The organism is Bartonella australis AUST/NH1, assembly GCF_000341355.1.
Classification (GTDB): Bacteria; Pseudomonadota; Alphaproteobacteria; order Rhizobiales; family Rhizobiaceae; genus Bartonella; species Bartonella australis.
On record NC_020300.1, the window covers coordinates 474,960 to 498,211 of the forward strand.

Annotated in this window: 16 protein-coding genes and 1 pseudogene; 14 read left to right on the plus strand and 3 right to left on the minus strand. The window is 40.8% G+C overall.

All coding sequences use genetic code 11. The features are described from left to right. Positions 1-15: 15 nt before the first annotated feature. Positions 16-2,169, minus strand: a complete 2,154-nt coding sequence (locus tag BANH1_RS02050; RefSeq protein ID WP_015397777.1) for a transglycosylase domain-containing protein — start codon at positions 2,167-2,169, stop codon at positions 16-18. A gap of 327 nt (positions 2,170-2,496) precedes the next feature. Here BANH1_RS02050 and BANH1_RS02055 point away from each other — a divergent pair, with 327 nt between their 5' ends. The 14 genes and pseudogenes from BANH1_RS02055 to BANH1_RS02120 all read left to right on the plus strand — a co-directional run bounded on the left by BANH1_RS02055 (position 2,497) and on the right by BANH1_RS02120 (position 17,782). Further along, positions 2,497-2,733 carry a hypothetical protein gene (locus BANH1_RS02055; protein ID WP_015397778.1) on the plus strand — a complete coding sequence of 79 codons (237 nt, stop codon included), beginning with the start codon at positions 2,497-2,499 and terminating at the stop codon, positions 2,731-2,733. Positions 2,734-2,750: 17 nt separating this feature from the next. Beyond that, positions 2,751-3,419, plus strand: a complete 669-nt coding sequence (locus BANH1_RS02060; protein WP_015397779.1) for a response regulator transcription factor — start codon at positions 2,751-2,753, stop codon at positions 3,417-3,419. Further along, positions 3,416-4,828, plus strand: a complete 1,413-nt coding sequence (locus BANH1_RS02065) for an ATP-binding protein (RefSeq protein ID WP_015397780.1) — start codon at positions 3,416-3,418, stop codon at positions 4,826-4,828. Before BANH1_RS02060 ends, BANH1_RS02065 begins: the two co-directional genes overlap by 4 nt. A 413-nt stretch (positions 4,829-5,241) precedes the next feature. Next, positions 5,242-6,009 (plus strand): tetratricopeptide repeat protein, encoded by a 768-nt coding sequence (locus BANH1_RS02070; RefSeq protein WP_015397781.1) that lies wholly within the window; start codon positions 5,242-5,244, stop codon positions 6,007-6,009. Between the two features lie 141 nt (positions 6,010-6,150). Then, on the plus strand, positions 6,151-6,645 hold the full coding sequence (gene ccmE / locus BANH1_RS02075) for a cytochrome c maturation protein CcmE (RefSeq protein WP_015397782.1): 495 nt from the start codon (positions 6,151-6,153) through the stop codon (positions 6,643-6,645). Continuing rightward, entirely contained in the window at positions 6,635-8,620 is a 1,986-nt protein-coding gene (locus BANH1_RS02080; RefSeq protein WP_015397783.1) for a heme lyase CcmF/NrfE family subunit, read from the plus strand. Before ccmE ends, BANH1_RS02080 begins: the two co-directional genes overlap by 11 nt. Then, a pseudogene (locus tag BANH1_RS07620) lies at positions 8,617-9,029 on the plus strand (cytochrome c-type biogenesis protein). The gene BANH1_RS02080 and the pseudogene BANH1_RS07620 overlap by 4 nt, the downstream one beginning before the upstream one ends. Positions 9,030-9,275: 246 nt before the next feature. Continuing rightward, on the plus strand, positions 9,276-10,790 hold the full coding sequence (locus BANH1_RS02085) for a Do family serine endopeptidase (RefSeq protein WP_015397784.1): 1,515 nt from the start codon (positions 9,276-9,278) through the stop codon (positions 10,788-10,790). A gap of 79 nt (positions 10,791-10,869) precedes the next feature. Next, positions 10,870-11,556, plus strand: coding sequence for a response regulator transcription factor (locus tag BANH1_RS02090; protein ID WP_015397785.1), 687 nt, complete (start codon positions 10,870-10,872; stop codon positions 11,554-11,556). Then, positions 11,553-12,935, plus strand: coding sequence for a sensor histidine kinase (locus BANH1_RS02095; RefSeq protein ID WP_015397786.1), 1,383 nt, complete (start codon positions 11,553-11,555; stop codon positions 12,933-12,935). The genes BANH1_RS02090 and BANH1_RS02095 overlap by 4 nt, the downstream gene beginning before the upstream one ends. A 964-nt stretch (positions 12,936-13,899) precedes the next feature. Further along, positions 13,900-14,421 carry a hypothetical protein gene (locus BANH1_RS02105; RefSeq protein ID WP_144050534.1) on the plus strand — a complete coding sequence of 174 codons (522 nt, stop codon included), beginning with the start codon at positions 13,900-13,902 and terminating at the stop codon, positions 14,419-14,421. A gap of 155 nt (positions 14,422-14,576) precedes the next feature. Further along, positions 14,577-15,512 (plus strand): outer membrane protein, encoded by a 936-nt coding sequence (locus tag BANH1_RS02110; protein ID WP_015397787.1) that lies wholly within the window; start codon positions 14,577-14,579, stop codon positions 15,510-15,512. Between the two features lie 391 nt (positions 15,513-15,903). After that, the gene (locus BANH1_RS02115; RefSeq protein WP_015397788.1) at positions 15,904-16,656 is read left to right on the plus strand and encodes an outer membrane protein; all 753 of its coding nucleotides are present in this window, start codon (positions 15,904-15,906) and stop codon (positions 16,654-16,656) included. 367 nt (positions 16,657-17,023) lie between these two features. Beyond that, entirely contained in the window at positions 17,024-17,782 is a 759-nt protein-coding gene (locus BANH1_RS02120; RefSeq protein ID WP_015397789.1) for an outer membrane protein, read from the plus strand. A 200-nt stretch (positions 17,783-17,982) separates the two neighbouring features. Here BANH1_RS02120 and BANH1_RS02125 read toward each other — a convergent pair whose 3' ends face one another. Together BANH1_RS02125 and pepN are read right to left on the minus strand one after the other, a co-directional pair. Further along, entirely contained in the window at positions 17,983-20,310 is a 2,328-nt protein-coding gene (locus BANH1_RS02125) for a PAS domain-containing sensor histidine kinase (RefSeq protein ID WP_015397790.1), read from the minus strand. Positions 20,311-20,593: 283 nt separating this feature from the next. Continuing rightward, positions 20,594-23,221 carry an aminopeptidase N gene (gene pepN / locus BANH1_RS02130; protein ID WP_015397791.1) on the minus strand — a complete coding sequence of 876 codons (2,628 nt, stop codon included), beginning with the start codon at positions 23,219-23,221 and terminating at the stop codon, positions 20,594-20,596. Positions 23,222-23,252 lie beyond the last annotated feature (31 nt).

The window sequence follows — 23,252 nt, forward strand, 5'->3', positions numbered from 1 at the left end:
CCGGGATACTCGAATTTAATGTGTTAAGGACTCAGAGATTTTTATTTTCGATGAGATCTTAGGTGGGATTTGTTTTAAACTGTTGTAAATATATCGCACAGTGTCTAACGTTTTAGGCGAGAGTGTGTAGGGGAATTGAGGTACATGCTCAGAATTATCGCGGGAGGAGATATCTGGTGGCTGATAAGGTAAAATAGAATCTTTGACACCATAAAGAGGTTTGATTTCTTTATTTTGATGTGCATAGAGCATGATGCGGTGCCATATCATAGCGGGGATGACGCCGCCAAAAGCGCGGTTCATGGAGGAAAAATCGTCATTGCCCATCCATACAGCTCCAGTGTAATTTCCAGTGAAACCAACAAACCACGCGTCACGATAAGCTTGCGATGTTCCGGTTTTTCCAGCAACAAGGGTCATGGGTAGAGCTGCACGTTTACCAGATCCTCTAGTTGTAACACCAACCATCATTTGGTTCATATAAGCTGCTGATTGTTCACTGATAACCCGATGCAGATTTTCGCTGTTTCGTTTCCAATCCCATATTATTTCTCCATCTGCCGCGCTAATTCGCGTAAACCCGTGGCGATTCCCAGCTATACCTCCATTAGCAAAGACATTGAAGCCAGTTGCTTGATCCATTGGAGTCATATTAGAGGTGCCTAAAACCATCGTTTTGTGCGATAAAATGTTGGCGTTAATACCCATATTCTTGATCAGGTTTATGATTGGCTGAGTACTGCGATTGAGATATTGGCGGGTGATATAAACGGGAACTGTATTTATAGAAAATGCTAAAGCAGTTGCCACATCGACTTTGCCGAGATAGTGGCCAGAGTTATTTTTTGGTGTCCACCCACCCCAATTAATAGGTACATCGGGAACTATTGTTGAGGGGGACAGACCGCGTTCCATTGCAGCAGTGTAAACATAAGGTTTAAATGAAGAGCCAGGTTGCCGACCACCTTGTGTCGCCCTATTAAATTGGCTCTGAGCATAATCAAGTCCCCCGACAATCGCGCGCACGGCCCCGTTATTAGATATAATAACGGCAGCTGCTTGCGTCGCACGATATTGCTTACCATATTGATTTAAATAATATTGGACTGATTCTTCTGCTATTTTTTGAATCTCTGGGTCAAGAGTGGTTTGGACAATCAAATCGTGGGTCGGTAGTTTATCGCTTATGCTACGGACTTCGTTAAATACCCAATCAAGAAAATAATTAAACTGATTATTTTTAAATTTTGTAACAGTGTTGGCAGGATGGCGATATGCTTTAATAATTTGGCTGTCAGTCATAAAACCACCTCCGACGAGGTTGAAAAGCACCACATTGGCACGTGCTCGTGCGACGGGTAAGTTGCTATGGGGAGCGTATTTAGTCGGTGCTTTGAAAAGGCCCGCCAGCATAGCTGATTCAGCAAGAGATACATTGCGTATATTTTTACCAAAATAAAATTTCGAAGCTGCCGCGATACCAAAATTATTGCCTCCCATATATACGCGGTCAAGATAAAGCTGTAAAATCCGTTTTTTACTCAAATTTGCTTCCAGCCATAAAGCTAGATAAGCTTCTTTGATTTTGCGTGTGATGGTTCTCTCACTTGTTAAAAATAAATTTTTAGCCAGTTGTTGTGTGAGGGTTGAGCCACCTTGGACTACGCTTTTAGCCTGCATATTCTGTGAGATTGCCCGTATGAGGCCGTAAAAATCAATTCCCCAGTGGTCAAAAAAACGGCGGTCTTCTGTTGCGAGAACTGCTTTGATAACATAATCAGGCATTTCTTCAACGGGGACAGATTTAGCCGGTAAGGCACCACGGTAACCGACAGGAATCCCATATCGATCTAAGAAAAGAACGGAAAAATTCTCAGATAAATACCAATCTCTTTTCGTTAGCTCAAAGACAGAAATACCGATAGCGGTGAAGATGGTAAAGCCAATCAATCCCAACGTTAAGGTTTCATTGAGAATTTCGACCGTAAACCGCTTCCATCCTCGCACGCGAAAACGTTGCAAAATAATAGCTGTTTTGTTCAAGAAAAAACTGCTCGCAACGCGGATGTGGTAAAGAGTTGTGTCCAGCCACGCGTCTAATTCGATGAGCGCAGGGCTACAGAACGGCCTATTATGCCGCGCTTTCTTTTTTCGCGATAAATTAAACATTCAAAGAAGCCCACTACACAATGATGCAACCGGATAGATCTATAACTATATGGAGTGAAAGCACTTTTTTGCTATAGTGGTGATAGAAGGAAGTTTTTTGAATGAGGCAGTTTGTTGTATACAGTACACGCATTCAGCCTTTATGGCCTCTTTGAAGCTTTGTTATTTAAATTTTGCGTAATTTTTAAATGCTTTTGAGCGAGAAGTTTTGAGATTTATGGTTACGATACACTTACCTATTGAAACGGATAGAGGTTATATTTTTATGATTTTTGATAATTTCCATTATTCAGTTTATATTCAGGTTGAATAGGTTATGAAAGATCCATGATGGTAAGAATCTCTTTTTTTGCAGTACTGATAAGTCTCGTAGGTGTAAATTCTGTTTTGGCAAATAATTGTGCCGAAATAGGCAAAAAGGTTGCAATTCAACAGAGAGGAATGTTGACTCGTTCGACGTTGAGTGTTCGAGGTGGCAGAAATGTGTGTGTAGTCGTGGTTGTAGTACCTGCTTATGATGGTCAAAAACCACGCCGCATTGAGGTTACGGTCCCCGCTGATTAGTTTTTTCAGGTACGGTGATGCGCATTTTAATTGTCGAAGATGATCGGGATCTTAATCATCAATTAGCGGAAGCTGTAAGAAATGCAGGGTATGTATCTGATAGCGCTTTTGATGGTGAAGAAGCTTATTTTTTGGGCAGTACGGAGCCTTATGATGCTGTGATTCTTGATATTGGTTTACCGCGCATGGACGGGATTCGCGTCGTTGAGAAATGGCGTCAAGAGGGGTATTCTATGCCCGTTTTGATACTTACGGCGCGTGATTGTTGGTCTGATAAAGTGTTGGGCATTGATGCGGGCGCCGATGATTACGTTGTTAAGCCATTTCATTTAGAGGAAGTCACGGCGCGGTTAAGGGCGTTAATTCGCCGCGCTGCCGGCCATGCGACAAATACGTTGTCCTGTGGTAAGGTTTTATTGGACACTAAAACTTCCCGTGTTTTTGTCGAAGATAGGTTAGTTAAATTAACGTCACATGAGTTTCGGCTTCTCTCCTATCTTATGCATCATCGTGATAAAGTGGTTTCGAGGACAGAGCTCATTGAGCATCTTTATGATCAGGATTTTGACAGGGATTCGAACACAGTCGAAGTTTTTGTGGGGCGGTTGCGTAAAAAACTTGGAGTAGATTTAATCGAAACTATCCGGGGTATGGGCTATCGGGTAAAAACGTTAGGTGATCAATGACGGCTCCAAAAAATGATAGCCAGTTTAGGCGATTGTGCCTTTTTATCGGCAGGTCTCTCAGTTTGCGTGTTATGATTTTATCGACAGTATGGGTTGCTATTTCTCTTTCGTCTATCTCCGCAGTTAGTATTTTATTTTATAAGCGCTCAAGTGAACAAAGCTTAGAACGCGTCCTTTTTGCTCATCTTTATAGCCTGATTGCGACTGTGACTGTGAAAGCTGATGGGGTTTTAGAAGGAAATTTTGGGCTCGATGATATTCGTTATTCAGACCCGACATCGGGATGGTATTGGGAAGTTTTCGCGATATCACCTAGTCTGCATGGAAGGCTGACCTCCCCGTCGTTAGGAACTAAGAAAATTTTCTCTCCGAGTGATAGTGATGTGCCCTTTGACGGCAATTTTTTGCGCTCTTACCGGACCAAGGGGAGCGACGGCCAGGAGGTACAAGTTATCGAAAGCGATGTTGCTCTGGGCGATCAGAATCGTGTCGCACGCTTTCGCCTCATTGGGAATATTGATGAAGCACATGCACAGGTACAGAAATTTAAACGGACCTTGCAAATTTTTCTTTGGAGCTTTGGTATAGGGAGTGTTCTCATCAATATTGTCATTATTTTCTTAAGTTTTCAGCCATTGAAGCAGATAAGGCAAACGCTGAACGATATTCGCGAGGGCAGGGCCGATCATGTAAATACGGATTTATTAAGCGAGATTATGCCGTTAGCACAAGAAATGAACGCTCTTATTGATAATAATCAGCGCATCATTGAGCGGTTTCGAACGCAGGTTGGCAATCTCGCTCATTCATTGAAGACACCTTTGTCGGTTATTATGAATGAAGCGGATAAAATGAGTGGGGCGCGGGCTGTCTTATTGCGGGAGCAAACCAAGATAATGCAGGCCCAAATCAATCATTATTTACGACGCGCCCGAATTGCAGCGCAGCGTGATAGTGTTATTTATCATACATCTGTCCGTACGACGGTTGATCGTCTAGTACGGGTTATGAGAAAGCTCAATCCCGAGAAACATATACAATTTACTATGAACGTCGATGACGTTATTTTTTCCGGTGAAAGAGAAGATCTGGAGGAGATTGTGGGTAATTTAGTCGAGAATGCAGCTCAATGGTCTCGCACTCAAATCTCAGTCCACTGTTTTTTAGAAAAAAATATTGGAGAAACGGCGTCTTTTAGTATCACCGTTGAGGATGATGGCCCCGGTTTAACAGAAAAGCAGATTAATGAAGCTTTAAAAAGAGGCCGACGGATCGATGAAAGTAGACCAGGGACGGGTTTAGGATTAGCTATCGTTTCAGATATGGTTAATGAATATGGCGGGAGTCTTTCTTTGTCGCGTTCCAAGCTGGGCGGATTATATGCAAAAGTCTTATTACCAAGACAATAAATGTACCCCCCTTATCTAAAGGAACATATATGTTATAGATTCTTTACAATTGTGGATCTATGTCATTGCATAATGTATGAGGCAGAAAGAACGCGGGATGAGAAGGTTATTTTTGTATTTTGAGAGTTATATTTATGCGCGACAAGAATGTATAAAGGAAAGTTTCATTTTTTACTATCAGCGATGTACGTTGAACAGCTCGCATTAATATGCGCTGCAAGGCGGGAAGTCGGTTTTCTTGCTTAAATATTTTAGTAAATGGAAGTGCGAGCAAATGGGTTGCAGATTTTTGACTCGTACTGGTACAGAAATGATATGTTACTGTTAATTTTTATTGCACTTCTTTTTATTTTTTTACAGTTCTTCCTTTTTTCATTGAACTTTAATTGTAAGAAAAAAAAGATAAGAAACTTGTGGTTATTGATATTAACAAAAATCGAATTCACGAATTTAAGGCCAATTTTAAGCGCGATTGTACTAGCGAAGAAAGTATGCAGAAAGCGCATTTCGGGTCAGCTCTTTTTGTTATTATGACGAAAATACAGGAAAATTTCGCACAAAAGTTCCGCAAGGATCATAAAAGCATCCGCACTTTTATGATCCTTGGTGCTTTGTTTATTTTCTTCGTAACGTGGGGCGTTTATAGTTTAACGGGCAATCCAAAAGTCAAAAGTTATTTTTTTAGCGAATTAATGAATAAAGATCCAAAAATGCTCAATGAGTACGAAAAAGTTGTACGTCTACAAGCGCTTTTTTTCCGCACGCCAAATGATGGCAAAATAGCGGATGCCTTGGCAGTGGGCTATTTTGAAATAGGTCATTTTCAGGATTCAGTAAATACTTACGTAGACGCACTTCGTTTAAACGGAGAGTCGCCTCAAAGGCTTGTAGGCTACGGTTTGGCTTTGGTTGGTTATGAAAACGGAGTGATTACGCAGGAGGCGCAAAGTGCTTTTCAAAAGGCCGCGGATTTAGCACCAAATGATTTTTATCCTTTTTTGCTCTTAGCTAGCGCATTTCAGCAAGCAAAGAAGTTTACCCAGGCAGTACAAATTTTACAAAATTTTCTTGATAGAACGCCTGAGGATATTACAGGACGATCACAGATCGAGGCAATGATAGCTTATTTACGTAGTGTATCTAATCAGGATGCTGGAGAAGTTTTAGAATCTCTTCACTGAATAGGGCTGTTTAGTAATAATAGAAATAGCAGATAAGAAGTTGCACTAACGTGAAGGATATGTAAAATTGCTAAGAGATTAATGCATATGAATATTGTGTGATACACCATGCATTTATAAAATATTTTTCGTAAATAGGTTATGAGCAATCAATCTTTAGAGAATTTTCCTTCGCTTAAGCTTTTGTTAAAAAGGCGGAAGCAAAGGCGTTTTGTGATGATTTTACTATGCCTTGTCGTTATGGCAGTTGCAACGGGTCTTATATTGTACGCGATGCGTAATACAGTAAGTTTTTTCCGAACGCCATCTGAAATTACGAGAGAAGATATTTTGACAGGCCGTTCTTTGCGTTTAGGTGGTTTTGTCGAAAAAGGAACTGTGAAGTATAGTGGGAAGACGAAGGTCACTTTTTTTGTGACCGATCACGTGAAACACGAAAAAGTCGTTTTTGACGGCATATTGCCGAATCTTTTCCGTGAAGGGCAGGGTGTCATCGTAGAAGGGTATTTTGATGAGCAGGGTCTTTTTATAGGCACGCGTGTTTTAGCAAAACATGACGAAGTTTATATGCCTAAAGAAATAGCTGATCGTTTAAAGCAACATAGTACGGAGAGGCAATTCGACCGTGATCGTTGAATTAGGCCATATTTTTTTGGTGGCGGCGTTTGCAGTTAATTTATTACAAGCATTTTCACTTACCTTCTGTGCTTTAAGGGGAAAGCGTTTGTTAATGCAGGTAGCGATGCCATTAACGTATATTGCCTTTATATTATTACTCTTTTCTTTTTTGATTATTGTTTATTCTCATGTAGCTTCTGATTTTTCCGTGTTGAATGTTGTTGAAAATTCCCATTCAGAAAAACCACTATTTTACAAGATCGTCGGTGTCTGGGGAAATCACGAAGGGTCGATGCTGCTGTGGGTTTTAAATCTAGCTTTTTTCAGTACATTGGTGGCCTTATTTAGCCGAAAGTTGCCAAAACAGTTTAAAGCATTGGTGTTAAGCTGCCAAAGTTGGATTATAAGTGCTTTTCTTTCATTTATTCTTTTTATGTCCAATCCATTTTTGCGCGTTAATCCGCCAAAATTGCAAGGGAAAGACCTTAATCCCCTTTTACAAGACGTCGCCTTAGCAATTCATCCGCCGCTCCTTTATTTAGGCTATGTTGGTTTTTCTGTTTGTTTTTCTTTTTCGGTAGCTGCGTTAATTACTGGAGATATTGATAAGGTTTGGGCGCATTGGGTGCGGCCGTGGGTCCTTCTTTCGTGGTCTTTTTTAACGCTTGGCATTATGGTTGGATCTTATTGGGCTTATTATGAGCTAGGTTGGGGGGGCTATTGGTTTTGGGATCCAGTTGAGAATGTTTCTCTTATGCCTTGGCTTTCAGGAACAGCTCTTTTGCATTCTGTTATTGTTCTTGAAAAGCGGAGTGCGTTAAAGAGCTGGACTTTATTTTTAGCTATTCTTACTTTTTTTCTTTCTCTTATAGGAACTTTTCTGATTCGCTCGGGTGTCTTGATATCTGCCCACAGTTTTGCTGTTGACCCTGCTCGGGGGTGGGCGATTCTCGCTATTTCATTTTTTTTTATAGGTGGGGCTTTACTTCTCTACGCTTTGCGTATGCCTACTTTGAAGACAAACAAATTCATTCGGCCAATTTCACGTGAAGGCTTCATTGTTTTAAATAATTTGTTTCTCATAACAGCAACAGCGACGGTGTTGATTGGTACACTCTATCCCTATTTTTTCGAACTATTAACTGGACACAGAATTTCTGTAGGGGCTGCCTTTTTTAATTTTACAGTAGGACCTTTAGCAGTATTGCTATTGTCGTTGATCCCATTTGGGACAATAATAGCGTGGAAACGCGGTGATTTTCTCGCAGTTTTTGAACGGTTATGGCTTATCTTCGGATTAGCCAGTATGGCTTGTTTTATGACACTTTACGCAACATCTTGGCGTGATATCATTGCGGCCGTTGGGATTGGACTTTCAGTTTTCGTTACTTTAGGTAGTCTGGTTGACCTTTGGGTAAAGAGCGGCCATCACAAAATCCCTTTATTGGTGCGGGCTAAGAGGCTTGGGGGGCTGCCATGGTCTGTATTTGGTTCTACGTCTGCGCATATGGGGTTAGGTGTTACATTATTTGGCATTATTTACGTCGCGGCTTTTGGGCAAGAGCGTATTTTAACTATGCAAATAGAGGATACGGTCGCAATTGCCGGCAAAATTATTCGTTTTGATGAAATACGTAATATTGCCGGCCCAAATTATTCTGAAACTCAGTTCAATTTTAAGGTGTATGAAAATAAAAAATCGGTACGCATTGTAACAGCATCGAAGCGATTCTATCCGAGTCAAAATATATCTACAACGGAAGTCGGCATTCGAAGTTACGGCTTTTCTCAAGTTTATATCGTGGCAGGCCACGTAGATAGTCAAGGGCTTTCTGTGCATATTTATTGGAAACCTTACGTAATTTGTATTTGGCTTGGTGCATTGATGATGGCCGCGGGGGGCTGTTTTTCTCTTTTCGCTTATTGGGAACGTATGGATATGTGCCGACAGATAGCCTCTACTCGTAAATGCGCTAAGGGGAGATTAAGATGAAAAAGTCTTTCTTTTGGGCTTTAATTTTTTATCATTATCCTTCCTGGGTTGGTGGAGGCAATAGAGCTATATGAAGTCTTAAAGGATCTATGACTGGAATCGCGCACTCGTGATATTTCTTTGTATTTGCGTTGTCCGGTTCATCAAAATCAATCGATTGATGATTCAGACGCCTCATTAGCATGTGATCTACACCTTTTTAGTGCGCAAACATTTAAAAATAGGCTATAGTGATCAATAGATCACCGATTTTCTTATAGCATGATACGGTGAATTTATTTTACTGAAGCCGCCGTTCAATAAAGCAATGTGTTTTTTATAGACACCACCCTTGATAATTATAACCATTGGTGTGGACATTATATTTTTCAGAGTAAGGCGGTGCAGACACAAAAAAATAATTATTTAAAATGTTGATGAGGGAAAATAATTAAAAATACTAGCAGACTTGGGAAAATGAAAATATCGTCGCGAAAAAAGAAACTGTATGAGTTTAAATTAATGATTAAGTTCTATTTATAATTGCTAATTACTGTCCGCTGCTCGTTTGTTTAAGCTTACAAAAATTTAACAATTTAGACAGAAAACGGCAAGGTCTGATATTTTATTATCAATTCCGCTAATGGTGAAATATTACTGAATAGGAGCATACAAAATGATCAAACTAAATTTCCGTACGACATTGACGGCTATAGGTTTTTCTGCCGCTTTAGCGAGTACAGTGTTTTTCAGTGAATCAAGTTTGTGGGCGATGGAAGTTGATGCAAAGCCCGTGTTTGTTCCATCAGTACAACAACAAGGATTTGCAGATATTGTTTCCCGAGTGAAACTCGCCGTTGTTTCTGTGCAGGTGAAGAGTAATGAGAGGAAAAAAAAGGAATGGTTTTTTAGTGATTTTTTTGAAGCTCCGGGATTTGATCAATTGCCAGATCAACACCCTTTGAAAAAATTATTTCGGGAGTTTTATGATCGTAGTCGGCCTGATCGTAAACTTCAACGCCGTTCACGCAGGCTGCATCCCATAGGATTTGGATCTGGCTTTTTTATCTCCTCTGATGGTTATATTGTGACAAATAATCACGTGATTTCTGACGGAACAAGCTATTCAGTTGTTCTTGATGATGGCACAGAGCTTGAAGCAAAACTCATTGGAGCTGATCCGCGAACTGATCTTGCAGTACTAAAAGTGGACGATAAACGGACGTTTTCATATGTTGATTTTGCCGACGATTCAAAACTCCGTGTCGGCGATTGGGTTGTTGCTGTCGGCAATCCGTTTGGTCTCGGTGGAACTGTAACCGCTGGTATTGTTTCAGCGCGTGGGCGTGATATTGGAGCTGGCGTTTATGACGATTTTATCCAAATTGACGCTGCCGTTAATCGCGGTAATTCTGGTGGTCCAACTTTCAATCTTAATGGGCAGGTTGTTGGAATTAATACGGCAATTTTTTCCCCTTCTGGTGGGGGCGGAAATGTTGGGATTGCTTTTGCTATTCCCGCGACAACAGCGAAACAGGTTGTGAGTCAGCTTATAGAAAAAGGTTCAGTCCAGCGCGGTTGGCTCGGTGTTCAAATTCAGCCAGTGACGAAGGAAATTTCTGATTCAATTGGCTTAAAAGAGCCTAAAGGCGCTTTGGTCACTGATCCATTAAAAGGACCTGCAGAAAAGGCCGGTGTTAAGACAGGCGACGTAATTATCGCGGTAAATGGTGATAAAATTGCTGATGCACGAGATTTGGCAAGACGTATCGCAAATATTAAACCAGGAGAAACGGTAATTTTAAATATTTGGAGATCTGGTAAGGAGGAAACTATTAAAGTCAAACTCGATTCAATGCCGGCTAATGAGGATAAAAAAGAAGGTCAAAAATCTTCAAGTGAGCAAAATGACCCGAATGAAATTCTGGCTGATTATGGCTTAATTTTAGCTCCCTCAGATGACGATATAGGACTAGTTGTAACCGATGTAGATCCAGAATCAGAGGCAGGTGATAAAGGGATCCGCCCGGGCGATGTAATTGTGACGGTTAATAATAAATCTGTTAAAAAGGTTTCCGATATCACCGATACAATTAAGAACGCGCAAAATTTGAAGCGAAACGCGATATTATTGCAAGTGCGGACAAATGGTCAGAGCCGTTTTGTTGCTCTTTCAATTATCAAAAAATAGCATTTTGTTAATAGTGGGACGAAAATTTGGTAAATTTTTTGTCCCCTGACCATCCGATGAAATAATGGAGATATATTGTATGAAGGTACTCATTATTGAGGATGATTGTGAGACAGGGCGTTATCTCGAAAAAGCTTTTTTGGAAGCGGGACACACAGCTGATGTTGCTCGTGACGGGGATACTGGTTATGCTTTGGCTGAAACGAGGAGCTACGATGTTATAATCGTTGACCGTATGTTGCCACATCGTGATGGTCTTTCGGTTGTTTCTGAATTGCGTGCAAAAGGCAATGAATCCCCAGTCCTTATTCTTTCAGCTTTGGGGCAGGTTGATGACCGTGTGACGGGTTTGCGTGCGGGGGGTGATGATTATTTGACAAAGCCTTATGCTTTTTCTGAACTTCTCGCCCGTGTTGAAGTTTTGCAACGGAGAAAAAATCCTAAAGTGACAGAAACTATTTATCGTGTAGGCAATCTTGAGCTTGATCGATTAGCACATACAGTGAAACGTGGTGAAATGAATATTATGTTGCAGCCACGCGAGTTTCGTTTACTTGAATATTTAATGCGGTATGCTGGCCAGGTTGTCACACGTACAATGCTCTTGGAAAATGTCTGGGACTACCATTTTGATCCACAGACTAATGTAATTGACGTCCATATATCTCGTTTGAGGGCTAAAATTGAAAAAGATTTTGATATTCCACTTTTACATACGGTACGCGGTGCTGGATATATGCTGAAAGTGCCAGATAGAGAGATATGAACCGTTTAATCAATTTAATGCGCACGACAGCGTTGAGACTTTCTGCATTGTATATCCTATTGTTTGGACTAGTCGCAATGGGGCTCTCTATTTATGTTACAGCATTTTCCGTTTCATTGTTGACAGAGCAAACCGAGCAGGCTTTGCGCGAAGAACTAAAAAGTATTGAAAGCGCTTATGATTATGGCGGATTACCTTTATTGATGCGCACTATTAACCATCGTTCACGGCAGCCTGGAGCTTTCCTATATCTTGTTATGGATCCAGTAGGGCGTATTTTAGCGGGCAATGTTGCACGCATTGAATTTGATCTTCTTAATAACGGTGGCTTTTTTTCTGATTCTTTTGTGTATTTTCGTTTCGAGGAGCGTGGCAAAATGAGTGAACGCCGTGCTTTAGCAGTTGTTATTGATTTGCCAAACGCCATGAAGCTCCTCGTTGGACGAGATTTGGATGAGCCTGAACGTTTCGCTGCAGTTATTCGTAAAGCTGTGATGATTGCTTTAGCTGCGATGGTTGGGGGCGCTTTATTAATATGGTTTTTTGTTGGAAGGCGGGCATTGCAGAGAATTGATCAGGTGACAGCTGCGTCGCAGCATTTGATGAGTGGTGACTTTAGCGGGCGTTTACCTATTTCTGGGGCAGGCGATGAGTTTGACAGATTATCGGTTAACCTTAATGTCATGTTAGATCACATTGAAGAATTGAATACCGGCTTGCGCCAAGTGTCTGATAATATTGCTCACGATCTTAAAACACCGTTAACACGTTTGAGAAACCGCGTTGAAGAAGCACTTTTGGGGAAAAAAACGGAGTCTGAGTACCGGCAGGTGCTGAACGACGTGATCGCTGAATCAGATCAACTCATTCGTACTTTTAATGCTATTTTGATGATCTCACGCATCGAAGCTAGCAGTGCAATTGAGCATCTTGAAACGATGAACGTAAAACTGATTCTTGAAGATGCGGTTGAATTTTATGAACCTTTTGCGGAAGAAGCAGGTATTTTGCTTCGGTTAGGGTGTACATTTGATAAAGAGCTCAGGTTGAATCGAGAGCTTATCGCACAATCTATTTTCAATCTCGTTGATAATGCAATAAAATATGCGCCTCAAAGCGGAAGGAAGACAGAGGTGTTCTTATCAATGGAATATCGCGCAGAATGTTTGCTCATTGTAATTAGCGATAATGGCCCAGGAATCGCAGAAGATAAGTATGAAAAAGTAACGGAGCGGTTTGTTCGCCTCGAAGAAAGCCGAACACAACCAGGCTTTGGTATTGGGCTAAGTATAGCAAAAGCCGTTATGAAATTGCACGGGGGTGAACTTTTACTCGAAAACGCGAACCCCGGCCTCAGGGCTATTTTATCATTTCCCTAGTTGATTTTTTTTCGTTGCCCTACTTTAGCGCTAAATTACTCCTTTTTTGAATTGACAATGCTATAAGACAGAAACGGAGATAAATTACCTTCGTGAGGGAGTATAAAAAAGCTTTTTAAAATAGGGCTTTTTATCCCACACCCCCTTCAATGAGAGCGGTTTTAGATGGCCAAATTATGTTGAAGAATGAGCAGGGAAAGAAAATTTATAATCACCGTTTTTTGTATCGTATATGTTAGAAAGCAGTCTGATTTTATTAATGGGTAACGACCATGTCTCTTTTTTACACAGAGTGTTAATCGCCAATCCGTCTTATTTTGGTCCCTTGTTGGACGTTAATATAGAATTAAAGCCAGCTGGGTTATAGAAGATTACGATTAATCAATGAGGCTGAATCTATCCATGAAGCTTTGTTAATGTTAACTTTAGAGCGCAAAGAAAGAGGCACATATTTTAATTACCTTAGCTGATTTAGGTAGTGTTTTTACTTATTTCATCTTGATCTTCGGCTTTGATCAGGCCCAATATCTGCTCTTTTGGTATCAACAGATAGGGCTGCTTTACATATTCTTTTAAAAAGCTAAGCTTTTTTCCGCAGCGTCGAATATCTCTTTCAAATATTGGCAAATGAATAAAATATATTTTGTCGGATGACGTTCCCCAAATTATCAGCATTGTATATTTGACGAGGTATAAGGAAAGTAGTTGCTTTATACGCGATTTGATAGAAACATTTCAAATTTTTTAAAAACATTATACAGTGCTTTCAAAATCTGAGTAAAAATTTGAGTTAGAGGTGGGCAATTTTGTTTTTACAGGTGAAAGAGGATGATCCGGAAACGCTTATTAGATTAAGCTATCTAGGTTTTGAAAAGGCAAGCGATATCTGTTGTACTATGCGGATACCGCGGTTAATATATAAAGCTGCTTAAATTTATTGAAGCGCGTGGAACCTCAACAAGAAATGACGCCAGCAATTTTAGAGGCTTGCAGTGCGACCAAACAAGTAGACGAAGAATATCCGTTTAATAATTTTTCACGAGGTTCTCCTTCAGGGATTTGGCTTTTTAATGACGTAATTGTAGGAAATAGAGCGGATTTTGCTCTCACAGTGCTTGTGGATCTTGAGATTGCAAAAATATTTACGGCGATTCAAAAAGAATTTTCTAGTTGCTGTAGTTACATCAAAGAGGAGTGCGTCGGCACACTGTGGGTGAATAAACTTGAAACTTGTAAGTTAACTGCAGGCTCGGATGTCGACCTTATTTACTTTATGAGCATGGTGAGAATCCGGAAATATCTGACGGGGATCTCCCCTTTATATTCCCCGATATTGTACGTCAATATAAATGCAGAAATATTTGCGCGCAGGGTGCGTGTTACGGTGAAAAAGAAAAATAAACAGTGTATTATTAAAGTTTTGGTATCTCATAAATATCGATTTTACCGGTTTTTTCGTCTCTGTGTTAAGTTTTCTCTCTTTTAAATGAATCTTGAAGAAAACTTTTAGCGGTAAAAAAGCTTTATTATCAGGTGACATATTGTTGTTATTGAGCCAACCAAAAAGTATTTTATATTTGAAGAAGTTTAGAAGAGTATTATGCATAGGGCCATGTTTGATTAAAACCAGGGAGAAGTTTTATGATTACAAGATGTTTAATGACAGTACCCATTTTGGCTATGCTTTCAGTTTCTGCGGTACAAGCAGCGGATGTTGCGGCTCCTAAAAATTTAACACTGATCGTCCCTGTTCCTGATTTTTCTTGGACAGGCTCTTACATCGGCGGGCAAATCGGCTGTTTTTCAGGCAAAACCGTCCTAAATTATTTAGATGATGACGTACCCGGTGGCAGATGGGTTGAGCTTGATAAAGAATTAACTCCTAAACTTTCAGGATTCGCGGGCGGTTTTTTCGCGGGTTCTAATATTGCTCTCGGTAATGGCTTGGTCCTGGGCATCGATACAGATGCAGTGTGGTTTAATAAGAAGGACACAAAGACTCTGTTTACAGACTGGGGCGAAGATGGTGATGAAAATGGCGACGGCCAGGAGTTAAGTGTAGGCTCAGGTTTGAATTTAGGTCCATATGAAGAGCTCGACACAGGCCCGGATTCAAGTGCAGACGAAGACAAAGGGTCGCATGACCAGCTGATGGAGGTTGTTCACGTGGAAAGATCTGCTCGTGGTCAAGATAAAGGTGGGGGAAAAACTGTTACGACTGATTATACTTTAGAGCAAAAATGGTCTGGTGCAACACGGATACGTGTCGGTTTCGTTACTGGTCGTATCATGCCTTATATTGCCGGAGGTGTTGCTTACACGCAGCTTCACGGCATTTACTCAGAGACAGTTGAAAAAAAAGATGTAAATCCGCAATCTTATAACTTAGAAGATGATAAAAAGACGATGGTTGGTTATACCCTTGGCGGTGGTTTGGATTATGCGGTGACAGATAATATTATTTTGCGTGCAGAATATCGTTATTCAGATTTTGGAAAAAAGAAATTTGCACAGGATCGCATTAAAATTCATTACAGGGCCGATGATTTCCGCGTTGGTATGTCTTACAAATTTTAATGTACTTTAAAATTTAATTACTGGTGAAGCTCCGCCTTTATGCGGAGCCCTTTTTTATGGATTTTCATTGCAAGACTTTTCCTTTAATTTCGCTGTAAAAATATTGCTTTCAGAAAAAAACGGTGAAGCCGTATCTCTAATTTATCTCTTCAAGCAACTTCACTATTTTGTATTCCGGTTATAATACAAATGTGAACTATGGGAGTATTTCTGGCTAAAAATAGAAAAAATGAACGACCTTACAGCGGAGCAGAGTAGCTTCTGTAAGGTGGTACTCAAAAATTAACTTGAGTTGGCTTAATTTTTTCAGCTAAGATCGCGCCGCCGGCGTTTATGATTTTTGGGAAGGGTGCGTATAGTGCCTTGCATAGTCGGTTATAGGGAGAGATTTATGACTATAAGATATTTAGTAACAGTGTCTGTTTTAGCTATGCTTTCATCTTCTGCGGCGCGAGCATCAAATGCCGCAGCTCTCGGGGATCATGAAGAGATTGTTCTTGCTCCTAATTTTTCTTGGACAGGTTTTTACATCGGTGGACAGATCGGTAATTTTTCGAGTAAAACCGCTCTAAATCACTTAGACAACCGTAGCCCCGGTCGCGAATGGGTTCAGCTTGATAAAGAATCAACCCCCAAACTTTCGGGATTCGTGGGTGGTTTTTATGCTGGTTCTGATATTGCTTTCGATGATGGTTTTATCCTGGGTGTCGATACGGATATAATGTGGTCCAATAAAAAGCAGAAAAAAGCTTTTTTCACGGGTCGGAAAAGTGGTGAAGAGACTGTTACAAACGCTTACACTTTAAAGAAAAAGTGGTCTGGTGCTACACGAGTACGTGGAGGGATGGCTTTAGGTCGTGCTATGCCTTATATCGCTGGAGGTATTGCTTATACGCAACTTAAGAGCATTTATTCAGAGACGCTTGATAGAAAAGTTGAAGGTCCGATATTTTCTGAAGATAATACAAGAACGATGATTGGTTACACCCTCGGCGGTGGTTTGGATTATGCGATGACCGGTGATATTATTTTGCGCGCAGAATACCGTTATTCAGATTTTGGAAAAAAGAAATTTGAGAAAGGCCGCACTGAAATCCACCATAAGACCAATGATTTTCGCATTGGTGCATCTTACAAATTTTAATGTGTTTTTAAATTTAACCGCTGAGGGGGCTTTATCTTTGAATAGAGCCGCTTCTTTCGTGAATTTATATTATGAGACCCATCTTTGAAAGGGAAGTTGGGTCGTTCCATTAATTTTTTTGTTTAGGCGAATCTATCCGACCTATTTTATATTTTATTGAAGAGTGGGCATGGGTCATAGAAATATTTTCAGCCAAAAATAGGTACAAACGGGTGATTCTGCGATAAATTTAAGCAATTTTTGCGACGTAATATTAAAAAATTCACTTGACTCTTCCAATCTAGACTGTACTACCGATATCCGCGGGTTTTTTTTGGAAAAGCGCGTGAGTATAATATCACGCTCGATTGATTATAGAGAAAAACTTATGACTGTAAAACATTTAATGACAGTGCCCGTTTTAGCTATACTTTCAGCTTCTGTAGCGCAAGCAGCAGATATCGTAGTTTTCGAGGATCCAAAACAAATTGTTTCTGTCCCTGATTTTTCTTGGGCGGGTTTTTATATCGGTGGACAGCTTAGTGGTTTTTCGAGTAAAACCGTCCTAAATTACTTAGACGGTGAGGGTCCGAGTAGTAAATGGGTTGAGCTTGATAAAAAATTAACGCCTGAACCTTCCGGGTTTGCTGGGGGCCTTTACGCGGGTTCCAATATCGCTCTTACCAGTGGTTTTGTCCTGGGCATCGATACGGATGTGATGTGGTCTGATAAAAAGAGCACAAAGACTCTCTTCACAGATTTGGATGATAAAGGAAAAACTGTAACAGACGCTTATACTTTAGAGCAAAAATGGTTTGGTGCTGCGCGAATACGTGTTGGTTTTGCTGTAGGCCGTATTATGCCTTATATTGCTGCAGGTGCCGCTTACACGCAGCTTCGCGGCATTTACTCAGAGACAGTTGAAAAAAAAGATGTAAATCCGCAATCTTATGACTTAGAAGATGATAAAAAGACGATGATTGGTTATACCCTTGGCGGTGGTTTGAATTACGCAATGACAGATAATATTATTTTGCGTGCTGAATACCGTTATTCAGATTTTGGTAAAAAGAAATTCTCGAAGGATAAAATAGAGATTGGGTACAAGACGGATGATTTTCGCATTGGTGCGTCTTACAAATTTTAACCAGTGTTTGAAATATAATTTATAATGATGGTATCCAACGGGGGGGACTTTTCGCGTAGTCAGCGATACGCTGTGCTCGGCCGGTTTTCACTCGTCATTCTTTTTCATTGTATGGTGTAAAAGGTGCTGCAGGTTAACATTATCATTTAGGGGCCGTATAGGGAATTTTTGATAAAGTGTAAGAAGCTTCGTTAAGAAATTTAATTTCGTCGAATTGGCATTACGATGGTTACAGTCGTCCCTTTTGCTTCTTTGGAAGTGATTTCGAGTTTCCCTTTATGTAATTCTAGTAGAGAGCGGGAAATGGCCAGTCCAAGACCCGAACCGGGATGAGTTTTTGTGAATTGATTTTCGACTTGTTCAAAAGGTTGTCCAAGTTTTTTAATCGCTGATTGCGGGATACCAACTCCTGTATCTTTAATTTTAAAAATAAGGTTGCTTTCCTTTTGGAAGGCGCAAACGTCGATATTTCCACCAGAGGGAGTGAATTTAACAGCGTTAGAGATGAGATTAAGAAAAATTTGTCTCATGGCACGGCAATCAACTTCAGCGTGGAGCTTCGGTGCGATATTAGTCGTGACAGAGACCTTTTTTTCTTGTGCTTGTGGCGTGAGTGTGCGGACTGCCTCGCTAATGATTGGCTCAAGATTGGCGTTTTTACAGTCAAGGGTGAATCTTCCGGCCTCAATTTTGGACATATCAAGGATATCATTGATGAGAGTCAAAAGATGAGTGCCTGAATTATGTATATCTTGCATGTATTCTCTGTAGCGTTGTGAGCCAAGGGGGCCAAAAGTAGATTGCAACATAATGTCTGAAAAACCAAGAATAGCGTTAAGCGGAGTGCGTAATTCATGAGACATATTGGCCAGAAATTCCGATTTAGCTTTATTAGCACTTTCGGCTCGCTCTTTTTCTGCTTGCAGGCTCTCGTTCAGCTTTTCAACTTCTGTGGCGCGTTGCTGAGCATTTCCTCGTGCACGTTTAAGCTCTTGAATGAAGGAAAAAAGTCGTCTTTCGCTGTCCTCAAATTTTTCTTGTTGTTGCTTCAGTTCAGAAATATCAGTACCGATGCAGACGAGCCCCCCGTCTTGGGTGCGCCGTTCATTAATTTTGAGCCAGCAGCCGTCGGCCGTTTGGCGAATACTGGTTGAGTTACCGGCACCGTCATCTTTTAGAGGGTATTCACTAATAGCAGGGCGTGCCATGGCCTCAACAGCTGCACGTTGGATACCTGATTTCAGCATTTTTGGAGAGATAGAGGCGTATTCACAAAATTTGCTATTAGACATAACCAGGCGTCCCTCTGGATCCCATAATACGAAAGATTCTGAAATATTCTCGATAGCATCACGGATACGAAGATCAGCTTGCGCTGTTTGTTCAGCAAATTGACGTTGTTCACTGATATCGAAGGAAATACCTACCAGATGGGGTTCCTCCTCTTCAGTTACTTCAGCGCGGATGCGCATCCATACATAATGGCCATCGGCGTGGCGCATAGGGACGTTAATGTCGACGTATTTTTTTTCACCGCTCATTAATTCTTGAGCAATATCAAAAAAATTGGCATCGGTTGGATCGATGATAGCTGTGATTTGAGAAATTGATAGCAGCGCATCTTGAGGTATGTAGCCGAGCATTTCGTACATCGCGCGTGACCAATAAACCCGCCCACTCGCCATATTCCAGTCTAACAGCCCGCAACGTCCACGCATCATCGCCATGTCAATACGATTTTGAATTTTTTCTGAAACAAGATCCATATTGCGTGCCCGCGCCACTTGACTGTAATAAGCGCATAGGAGGGCCATCATAATGCCAGTAGTCCCTACGAATAAGGTCACGTTTAATGAAAATACCTTGCGCCATTCTGCGTAGATATGACGTTTTGTTTCCGCAACAAATACACCATATTGGCCGTTTTTTGTTTGGTTAAACGAGGCTAGTGCAGGTTCCTCCTTTATTGTAACCTTCATAGTCCCCATATGCTGCCCGAGAGTTCGCAAAACAGCGCTTTCAGGAGTAAAATTTTGTAAAGATTTTCCTGAAGTGATCTCTGCACTTGATGAGACAAGGACGTTTCCACTTTGGTCTACTATAGCAATAATAGTGTTAGTATTGCCAAGACCTTGATCACGAAAATTAATAAGAATATTTTGTAAATGATTATGAGAAAGGGCGGCGGGTTTTCCTTGCTTGCTAGCGGCAGGAAGGCTACGGTTGGCTGCGTCAATCGTATTTGTGATATGAGCGGTTATAAGCGCAATTGTAGAACGCGTATCTTTGTCAATCTTGTTGTGCCAATCATGCATTGAGACGAAACGGATCGTTGCCAATACGATAAGAAATGTAATAATGATAAAGGGAATAGAGCGTCGTAGCCAAGGTTCAATGAATAAGAGTTTTTGATAAGTTAAACCAGAAAGCAAACTGACGTGCGCCGTCCGTGTCTTGCGGCCATGAGCGCTTGATTTTGAATCGGCACACACCTCCGTTGGCGCGTTATACGCGTCCAATTTAGCCATCCCTAGTTCCTTTAATCATGAATAATGTAACTGAAAAACCGTCCCGGTATTCATAACAACCTACTCAGGCGTAGTGAATCAAAACAAGAGTCTTCTGTCCAGTCTTTTTTTCGAGAACAAACAATTTTGCTTCTACGATCGCGAATTATAGAAACAAAAAGTGGCTTAATATGGCCTATAAACAGTCTGAGTTTGCCTGTTTATAGGCTTATTGTCGCCGGATAGTTATTTTTTGTTGCTTTAAAATAAAGTTTTAACACACTGATGGTGTTTTTTCTATTTTTTAAGCAAGTGTCCGGTTTATGATATCTGCTACATCGCTCGACAAGTTTGGCGCTTTTGCGATGGTTTGTAATGCAGTTTTAAGTTTTTGTTGTCGGACAGGTTCCCACTGTCGCCAAGAGCGCATAATGGTCAATAACCGCGAAGCAAGCTGTGAATTTTTTGCGTCTATTCCCAAAATGATTTTACAAAGAAAATGATAAGCTGCACCGTCAGCTCTATTAAAACCCGTTTGGTTACCGGCGGCAAAGGTACCAATTAAGGCACGTACTCGGTTAGGATTATCTTGTGAAAAAAGGGGGTGTTCCATGAGTTTTTGAACACGGCCGAGCGTTTTTTCCCCTGCAACCATCGCTTGAATTGCAAACCATTTATCCATAACCAATGGGTCGTTCTGATATCGGTTTTCAAAATCATTTAAGGCATCTTGCGCTTGTTCAGTTTCGTTAAAGCGCTGTACTAAAACGGTTATACTAGCCATGCGGTCAGTCATATTATCAGCTCTTTCATATTGGGCAGCCGCACGGTCTGGTACTGCTTCAACGATGGAAAGGTAGTCCAATATAATATTTCGCAATGCTCGCTTTCCAGTTTGCACAGTATTGGGTAAATAAGGCTCTTTGACCTGCATTTGTTCATAGAGTTTTGTTAAGAGCTCTTGATGAGTACGTGCGATAGAAGCTAAAAATTGATTACGCACGTGGTGAATACGATCTGGATCGACATTTTCACCGATTATACGGGCAAGTTCAACTTCGTTAGGCAAACTCAAACAAAATGCGCGAAATTCGGGTTCAAGATTTTTGTCGTTAAGAGTAACCTCAATTAATTCCAACAAATTGGGAGGCATAGCTGCTTTTTCCAGTGTCGCGTCTTTGACCACTTGAATGAGAGCTTGCGTTATTAAATTATTCAGAGACTGCCAGCGATTGACTTGGTTATTATCATTTTTGGCAAGAAAAATAAGTTCTTCTTCGTTAAATGAGGCTTGTAAGGTGACAGGAGCAGAAAATTCACGGAGTAGCGATAAAACAGGCTTTTCGTGCAGTCCTCTTAATTTGAAGGTTTGCGTTTCTTCAGAGAGCATTATAATACCTGATTGAATATCATCATCAGCTTCATAAGTCAGTTGTTTCCCTTCGTGCCCTAATAAACCAAAAGCAATAGGGATGAGCATGGGCTTTTTTTTGTTTTGTTGCGGCGTTTCTGGAATATGTTGCTTTGCATAAATTGTTAAAACCCCATCACTATAATGGCTATTAATTGTCACATTAGGTGTGCCTGCTTGTTCGTACCACAGCATGAATTGCGAAAAATCTTGACCGGAAACTTCGGAAAAACAAGCGATAAAATCTTCAATAGTGCACGCTTGACCATCATGTCGCTGAAAGTAGAGGTCCATACCTCTACGAAAAAGAGTAGGGCCTAAAATAGTATGCACCATACGAATTATTTCTGCTCCTTTTTCGTAGATGGTTGTAGTATAAAAATTGTTAATTTGGCTGTATTGACGAGGACGTACAGGGTGAGCGAGTGGCCCGGCATCTTCGGCAAATTGTGTAGATTTCAGTGTTTGTATATTCTCAATTCGTTGTAGGCTGCGCACATTTTGGTCTGAAGAAAATTCTTGGTCACGGTAGACAGTTAGTCCTTCTTTTAAACAGAGCTGAAACCAATCGCGGCAGGTAATACGATTGCCAGTCCAATTGTGGAAATATTCATGTGCAATGACGCGTTCAATATTTCGGTAATCACGGTCAGTCGCTGTTTCAGGATTTGCAAGGATATATTTATCATTGAAAATGTTTAGACCTTTGTTTTCCATTGCCCCCATATTGAAGTCAGAAACAGCGACAATGTTGAAAACATCAAGGTCATATTCGCGCCCGAAACACTGTTCATCCCAGCTCATAGAACGTTTAAGTGCGTCCATTGCGTAGAGTGCTCGCTCGGTTTTTCCTTTTTCTACATAGATGCCAAGTTCGACGCGGCGTCCAGAAGCGGTCGTAAAATAATCTTCTAATTTGTCAAGATTTCCGCCAACTAAAGCAAAGAGATAAGATGGTTTTGGATAAGGATCTTTCCAGAGAGCAAAATGATGGCCATTATCAAGAATTCCTGTTTCAACAAGGTTTCCATTAGAAAGCAAGATAGGAGCCGTTTGGGAATCTGCTTCAATTTTTACTGTATAGGTAGAAAGAACATCGGGACGATCATAGAAGTAAGTGATACGACGGAAACCCTCTGCTTCACACTGCGTACAATAGACGCCATTGGAAAGATAAAGCCCCATGAGTTGGCGGTTACTTTCGGGATTCAGTTCTGTGACTAATTGCAGTGTGAAAGGGGCCGTAGGCGGAGCTATAATTTCTAGATGTGAAGGGGTGCTTTTATAAGCATTTTCAGGCAATTTTTCTCCATTGATGGCGATGGAAACTAATCTGAGCTCATCGCCAGAAAGCACAAGAGGCGTGAACTCTTTAGTATGTTGACGAGCTTTGACAAACAATGTCGCTGTAACGCGAGTTTCTCTTGGTTTCAAACAGAAGTGAAGTTGTGTTTTTGGTATAGCGTAGGGTGTCGGTTGGTAATCTTCTAAGCGGTAAACGGGAATTGTTGGTTGCTTCATAATTTTTTCCTAATTGTATTTCGGGGGTGTA